The organism is Pseudobacter sp., from assembly GCF_051955275.1.
Taxonomy (GTDB): domain Bacteria; phylum Bacteroidota; class Bacteroidia; order Chitinophagales; family Chitinophagaceae; genus Pseudobacter.
The window spans coordinates 1-7,414 of the sequence record NZ_JBQCGW010000280.1 but is presented as its reverse complement, the minus strand read 5'-3'; the positions used below and the strand labels follow the sequence as shown (position 1 = coordinate 7,414).

At 49.0% G+C, this 7,414-nt stretch carries 6 protein-coding genes; all 6 read right to left on the bottom strand.

The features are described from left to right. Positions 1-128 precede the first annotated feature (128 nt). The 6 genes from ispG to ACTHMC_RS24755 all read right to left on the bottom strand — a co-directional run bounded on the left by ispG (position 129) and on the right by ACTHMC_RS24755 (position 7,270). Positions 129-2,126 carry a (E)-4-hydroxy-3-methylbut-2-enyl-diphosphate synthase gene (gene ispG / locus ACTHMC_RS24780; RefSeq protein WP_440417382.1) on the bottom strand — a complete coding sequence of 666 codons (1,998 nt, stop codon included), beginning with the start codon at positions 2,124-2,126 and terminating at the stop codon, positions 129-131. Between the two features lie 118 nt (positions 2,127-2,244). Then, a complete protein-coding gene (locus ACTHMC_RS24775) occupies positions 2,245-2,871 on the bottom strand; it encodes a tetratricopeptide repeat protein (RefSeq protein WP_440417381.1) in 627 nt (208 codons plus the stop codon). Positions 2,872-2,898: 27 nt separating this feature from the next. After that, entirely contained in the window at positions 2,899-3,882 is a 984-nt protein-coding gene (locus tag ACTHMC_RS24770) for a VWA domain-containing protein (protein ID WP_440417379.1), read from the bottom strand. Between the two features lie 82 nt (positions 3,883-3,964). Continuing rightward, positions 3,965-4,789 carry a penicillin-binding transpeptidase domain-containing protein gene (locus ACTHMC_RS24765; protein WP_440417377.1) on the bottom strand — a complete coding sequence of 275 codons (825 nt, stop codon included), beginning with the start codon at positions 4,787-4,789 and terminating at the stop codon, positions 3,965-3,967. Between the two features lie 29 nt (positions 4,790-4,818). Beyond that, entirely contained in the window at positions 4,819-6,387 is a 1,569-nt protein-coding gene (gene treF, locus ACTHMC_RS24760) for an alpha,alpha-trehalase TreF (protein WP_440417375.1), read from the bottom strand. 58 nt (positions 6,388-6,445) lie between these two features. Then, positions 6,446-7,270 (bottom strand): amidohydrolase family protein, encoded by an 825-nt coding sequence (locus ACTHMC_RS24755; RefSeq protein ID WP_440417373.1) that lies wholly within the window; start codon positions 7,268-7,270, stop codon positions 6,446-6,448. Positions 7,271-7,414 lie beyond the last annotated feature (144 nt).

The window sequence follows — 7,414 nt, the reverse complement described above, 5'->3', positions numbered from 1 at the left end:
GGTGGCCGCGCGCCTTGTTCATGTTTGTGCCGGGTGTGTGGGGTGGTTTTTGGGGGGCGGTGGCAGGTTAATCCTTCGCCGGGGGGGGGCCGCGCGCGACTGGGCACTGCGAAATGAAATGGTGCAGACTAAGCCGGCTCTACCCAGGCATCGTTCTCTTTCAATAAATTGATCAGCTCTTCCACAGCAATATTGCTGTCCACATTTCTTTTTACCACTTCTTTTCCTTTGTACAGCGTGATCTTTCCCGGACCGCTTCCCACATATCCGAAATCCGCATCGGCCATTTCTCCTGGGCCATTCACTATACAACCCATGATGGCGATCTTCAACCCTTTGAGGTGATTGGTCACTGAACGGATCTTAGCGGTGGTTTCCTGGAGCTCAAACAAGGTACGTCCGCAAGAAGGACAGGAAATATATTCTGTTTTAGAGATGCGTGTACGGGTGGCCTGCAGAATGGAGAAGGCGGTATTGTTGGTCCACTGATAGCTGTCCTTCACCGGTAGGTAGGTGCGGCCATTGGTTTGAAGGCTTTCGCTTTTTGCGGAGGCTCCATAACCAAGGCAGATACCATCGCCCATGCCATCCAGCAGGAGTGCGCCGGTTTCTGTGGCAAAATGGATCAGGTGTTCGTCCGGCGTTTGACCATTACTGTCAGTGATCAGCACAACAGGGTTCTTGATATTCTGCTGGTGCAGTTCCATGAACATTCTGCGGACGGCCTGCATGGCGTTCTGCCTCGTGCTGCTGAAGCAGAGCACTACAGAAGCATCATTGGCCCAGGTTCCGGACTGCTGCATTTCCAGTGTCTGATCGGGCCTGGCATAACAGTCCACCATCACAAAATTGAGGTGACGGCTGCGATAGGGAGAATCCGCAAATTCAGTAGCGCCGAAAATGGGAAAGTATTTGGATGGATCATTGGCATTGGCCAACGCATCGGGATATACAATTACTTTGAGCGTACCGGGCAGGTGGAAATCCAGCGTTTTGTTGCCGGTGAAAACATAATCTGCCGCAGCGTCTTTGATATTCCATTTGTCTGTGTCGGCATCGTAAAAATAGCCGATGCTTTGCAGGTGCTGAGGAGTGATGGTATCCAGTTTGCTGAGGTCTGCAATCACAACGGGTACCTGTTTCCCTCCGATATTGTCTACGGAGAAACTGTCTCTGCGTGCGTAAGAGAAAGGATCATAACTGATCTTTTCCACTTCAGGAACGGGGAAGGAGTTTTGCTGAACGGTTGTATATCTCTTTACCAGGTCCTGGCAAACGGGAATTTCAAATTCGGGGTCTTCCGTGAGGGAAACGCGGATGGTATCACCGATGCCATCTTCCAGCAAGGTTCCGATACCGATGGCGGATTTGATACGGCCATCTTCGCCGTCACCAGCTTCGGTTACTCCTAAGTGTAAGGGATAGATAAGACCGAATTCATTGTTCATGGTTTGCACCAGCAGACGGTAGGCTTGCACCATCACCTGCGGGTTGCTGCTCTTCATGCTGAGAATGATATTGTGATAATCCTCTGCACGCGCGATGCGCAGGAATTCCATCGCGCTTTCCACCATGCCGTTGGCAGTATCTCCGTAGCGGCTCATGATGCGGTCGCTGAGAGATCCGTGATTGGTACCGATACGCATGGCAGTGCCGTACTCTCTGCAGATCTTCACCAACGGGGTGAAGCGTTCCCGGATACGATCGATCTCTTCGGCGTATTCGGCATCGGTGTAATCGATCTGTTCAAATTTCTTCTTGTCAACATAATTGCCCGGATTTACGCGCACTTTCTCGATGATACGTGCTGCGATCTCGGCGGCATTGGGGGTGAAGTGAATATCTGCAACGAGCGGAGTATTGTATCCTCTTTTGCGTAATTCATTTTTTATGTTGAGGAGGTTCTCTGCTTCTTTTTTACTGGGGGCAGTGATGCGCACCAGTTCTGCGCCGGCTTCGATGCAGCGGATGGTCTGTTCAACGGTACCGATGGTGTCCATGGTATCGGTGGTTGTCATGGTTTGTACACGGATGGGATGTCCGTTACCCAGTAACAGGTCGCCGATCTTTACTTCTACGGTCTTGATTCTCTTGTATTCGGTCAATGAGTCGCAGTACAGCTGCATGAGGTTTCAGATTGTGGGTACAAAGGTAATGGATATCGGGGAGGTGGGGTTCGCCGGAGGCGAAGAAATAGAAGTCACTCGCTGGGACGCGAGCGACGGGGCGCACCCTGAGTGGATTTTACCAGTCTTTTTCAGGCTGGGAGCCGCTTCTGGACTTGTTTTGCTGTACTTTTTCCTGGATCTCCTGTTCTTTCTGCTGCAGGGATTTGAGTTGTTGTTCCAGGCGCTTTTTATTGGTTTTAGGCTCCGGTTTTGGCTGCTTGTCTTTTTGTTGCTGTTGCGGCTGGTCTTTGGGCTGTTGTTGCGACTGCTGTTGTTTGCGCAGTTCTTCCAGCGCTTTCTGAAGGTTCACGCGGGTGTCTTCATCGGCATTGTTGAGGCGGAGCGCTTTTTTGTAGGCGTCTATGCTTTCCAGGAGTTTCTTTTGTTTGGAGAGAGAAACGCCCTGGTTATAGAGTGCTTTTTGTTGCAGGCCGGCATTATTGGGATTGTTGGCCACGCTGTTGGCGAAATCCTTTTCTGCATCGGCGAATGCATTTTTCCGGAACTGTGCATTGCCCAGGTTAAAATGGGCAGTGGGATTGGCCGGGTTTTGCTGCACTGCTTTGGTGAATTCCGCTTCTGCTTCAGTCACCTTTCCTTTTTTATACAGCTGATTGCCTTTTCTGAGGGCAGTATTCTCTGCCTGGGCAAAGAGAGCAGTGCTGGTAAACACAAAGGCTGATATGGTGAGGAAGCGTTTCATGAAGGTATTGTGCCTGATCTAAGATAATTAAATTTTGAAAGGATGATAAGACAAGCTGCGTTCAGGATAAAAGAATTCTGTGATCAGGAAGAGCAGTGCAAGCGCGATGAACCACTGGAAATAGCTGGTGTATTCGCGGAGGGTATTATCACCGGAAGCTGTTTTCTCTATCTGGCTCAACTGTGCATCCAGGGCAGCTACCGCCTGATCCGGTTCCGATAAACGGATATAGATACCGTTGGTAGCGCCTGCCAGCGCCTGCAGTTCCGTTTCGTTGAGTTTGGAGATAACGGTATTGCCGCTTGCGTCTTTCTTGAAATCGTGGGTGGAGGTATCCAGGATGGGAGAGCCTTCCGGGGAACCGATGCCCACGGTATTCACCATCACGCCTTCGCTGGCGATCTGTTGTGCAAGCGGGATGGCCTGTTCATCATGATCTTCACCATCCGTAATGAGGATGATGGATTTGAATTTCCTGTCTTTGCTGTTGAAAGCTTTGGTACTTACGCGCAGCGCTTCCGAGATCACGGTGCCCTGTGCAGCTACGATGCCCGGATTGGCTTGTTGCACGTACATCCTGGCAGCTGCATGGTCTGTGGTGAGTGGCATCTGCAGGTAGGCATGGCCTGCAAAAACAACGAGGCCGATACGATCGTCCGGGAATTTTTCGATGAGCTTGTAAATGAGCTGGCGTGCACGTTCCAGCCTGTTGGGCTTGATATCGTCTGCCAGCATACTGCGGCTCACGTCCATGGCGATCATTACGTCTATCCCTTTCCGTGATACTGCTTCTTCGGCACCTGGCCTTTGCAGGTTGGCTGCGCCAAAAATAATGGCGGTCAGGCAGACAACCACCAGCAGGAACTTGAAGAGGAAATTGAATGGCGAATATTTCTTTATCAGTTCTTTTACGAGGAGTGGGTCACCGATCTTTTTAACGGTGCGCTTTTTCCAGAAAAGAACGAATGCAAACAGGCCTCCTAACACAATGAGTGCAAAGAGACCTGTCAAATAGTTTATATGTTCAAATCGGAGCACGGAGTAATATAGGATAAACTGCTGTCAATGTAAAGCTAAAACTGTGCCGTAAATATTACTTTTTGCCTTCCATGAAGCCGTATTGCTTCAGGATGCCTTTGAGGATATTCATACGCACGGCCTTCATATCAATGTTGGCGTCAGCTGATTTTACCTGGAGGGAGAAGAAGTAAGGGTGTTTGTTCTCTTCGATCCACCCGATGATCCATCCGATCTGGTTCTTGTTTTCGTCGGTTCCCCAGCCTGTTTTGTAATAGAGCTGGTAGTTGCTGTTGTTCTCCCAGAGCATCATATTGCGGACGATGCGCATGGACCTTTTGCTGAATGGGAGTTGGTCGAAGTATAATCTTTTCACCAGGCCGAGTTGTTCGTCGCCGGTTACTTTGGCGGAGTTGTCGAGCCAGAATGTGTCCAGGTTATTTTCAATGACAAATCTTTTGTTGCGTTGAGCGTAGCCGAGGGTATCGAGCCATTTCTGCATGATGGGTTGACCGATCTGGTCTGCGAGCTCCTGGTACCAGTTGGGGCAGCTGAGGCGGAAGGCATTGTACATGTTCATATCGCCTTTGCATTCTTCGCGATAGCTGCGCGTGCTGTCGAACGGGATCACTGAGCTGGAATCCTGTACTGTACCGTTTTCGAGGCCAATAAGCGAGTTGACGATCTTGAAGGTGCTGGCAGGGAGATAGGTGCTGTCTGTGAAATGGGAAATATTTGAAACGGTGAAATGTCCCTGACCGTTGTCGAATAACCCCCAGCATCCCGTAACATTATTCTCTTTAAAATATTTCTCCAGGGAATTGTCTGCTGTTACGTTGTTGGGTGAACAGGCTGCAAAGCCTGTGGCGATCAGTAAAAAAGCGAAAACGCTACGTATCATCACTGCAAAATTTTTGCGAAGGTAAATCATTACTTCGGCAGGTACATGGCAGTGAGCCTTAAAAATACGCCGTTTGTCCAGCCGAAGCCATCCTGACCGGGGTATTCACCGCCTCCGGCTTCCAGTCTGGTATCTGTAACATTATATTTTTCCATGAGTTTACCGGTGCGCTGGTACACGTCTGTATTGAGTTGCTGCCATTTCTGGGTAATTTCCCGGGCCAGTTCTCTTTGTCCGCAGCGGTGGAAACCCCAGATGGTCATGTATTGCAGGGGAGCCCATCCGTTGGGGGCATCCCATTGCTGGCCGGTTGTGTTGACGGTAGTGAGCACGCCGCCATCTTTCAGTAACTGGCCTTTTACCACTACGGCCACTTTCCTGGCGAGCAGGCTCATGTAATCCAGCTTGCGATTGAAAAGGCAGAAGGGATAAATGCCGGCAGGAGTGATAGTATTACTGATCTTTTTTGTAACGAAATTGTAATCGCAGTAATAATCGAGCTGTTTGTTCCAGCAGTATTTGTCGATGGCGATGATACGGCGATCTGCTTTTTTGCGGAACTCGATGGAGAGTGAGTCTTTGCCGGTGAGTTGTTTACCTCTCGAGATACCGAGTTCTAATTTATACAAAAGAGAATTCAGGTCGATAGGGATATAGTTGACGGTTTGAATAGTGTGAAGATTTTTTCCATCGGCCAGCCAGCGTGAGCTGAAGTCCATGCCGGATTCTGCGCCTGCTCTCAAATTTCTGTAGAGCATTGATTTATTTCCTTTGAATTTTTTACCTGTTTCGATGTCTTCGCGGTAGCTCTCCGGCCTTGGAGTGGATTGATCATCCCAGTAACGGTTCATGATATTTCCATCCGGCATTTTCACTGCTCTTCTGAAAGATTGTCCTGGCTTGAGTTTGGTGGCTCCATCCATCCAGAAGTCATATTCTTTTTCAAGGGCCGGAAGATAACGTGCGTAGATGCTGTCTGTTTGCAATTCTGCGAGCAGATCAACCATTAAAGCAAAAAATGGTGGTTGTGATCTGCTGAGATAATAGGTTCTGTTACCGTTGGGAATATGCCCGTAGGTATTGATGAGGTACGCGAAATTGTCTACCATGTTCCTGATCATGGTAGTGTCTTTGTTTTCTTTGAGACCCAGCATGGTGAAGTAGGAATCCCAGTAGTAGATCTCACGGAAGCGGCCACCCGGCACGATGTACGGGTGAGGTAAGGGGAGGAGGGAGCTGCCTTCGGTGGGGTTGTCTGGTTCGCGGCGAAGGAGGGAAAAGAGATTGATGATATGTTTGGTGATATCTTTTTCCTGTTGGATGTAATTGAGTTGTGGCGTGTGGGGAATGATGAAATGCTCTTCCACAAATTTTTTAAGGTTGAAATCTTTTTTCTTTTTCAGCTGTGTATACTCCTGGAGGATAGATTCGGGAGAACGTTTGGGAATACAATCCACGAAAGTTTTGCCGTCTTCGAAGACCTTATTCAGCTGCACATCTTTGAACAGATCACCAAATAGTTTATCAGGTGATGCAGTTTGCGCCTGTATTACATGGGATAAAGACAGTAAAAGGAGAACTTGTACCAATATTTTCATGGCTGTCCGAATTTAGCTATTGAATTTAATCAGATGGTTGTCCGCCGCCAGCAACTACCTACAAATTGTAAAAATCAATTGCATTCCGCCCCAGTACCAATTCCTTCTCTTCCTCCGTGATCTTTTCCATATACTTTTCCAGGAGGCTCTTCCATTGAACATACATTCCACTGAGCAGCATTACCGGCCAGTCAGTTCCAAACATTACCCGGTTAGTACCGAATGCCTCAAACACCACATCCAGGTAGGGATAAAAGTCCCCGGCACTCCATTCTTTCCATTTAGCCTCCGTTAGTAACCCGGAGAGCTTGCAATATACATTCGGATGCTGCGCTATCTTTTTAAGATCCTCCGCCCAGGGTTCCATTTCATGCTTCCTGATCACCGGTTTGGCGCAGTGATCGATCACAAAGCGCTGTTCCGGAAACGCTTCCACAAACTTGATTGCTGCCGGAAGCTGTTTGGGGTAGATCAGGATATCATAGGTATAATTGAATGGCTGCAAAGCGCGTACCCCTCTCTGAAAGTCTGCCCCCAGCAGAAAATCGTCGGGCTCGCCCTGCACGATGTGCCGGTACCCTCTGATCTCGGGATACTGCGCAAAATGCTCCAGGCGCTCCTGCACATTGGCGGCACGGAGGTCGATCCAGCCCACCACTCCTTTGATCACCGGGTGGGTTTTGGCCAGCTCGCAGAGGAACCGGGTTTCCACTTCTTCCTGGCTGGCCTGCACGGCTACCACCCCATCCACCTCATTTCTTTTGAGGGTGAGCGCGATCTGCTCCGGGAGGTAATCCTGCTGCAAAACCTTCATCTCGTCAGTGATCCAGGCATCTCTTTTGCGGTCATATTTCCAGAAATGAACGTGGGAATCGATAGTCATGGAATATTATTTAATGTTTTCAGATTCAATAGCAAAGGGCCTGCCAAGGGAATACTAAGATACACAAGAAAAAACACTAACGCCCATTAGCTTTTTCGCCTAAATTTGCAAAGCATTTTCGTGAATGCTTACTTGCTATGGAGA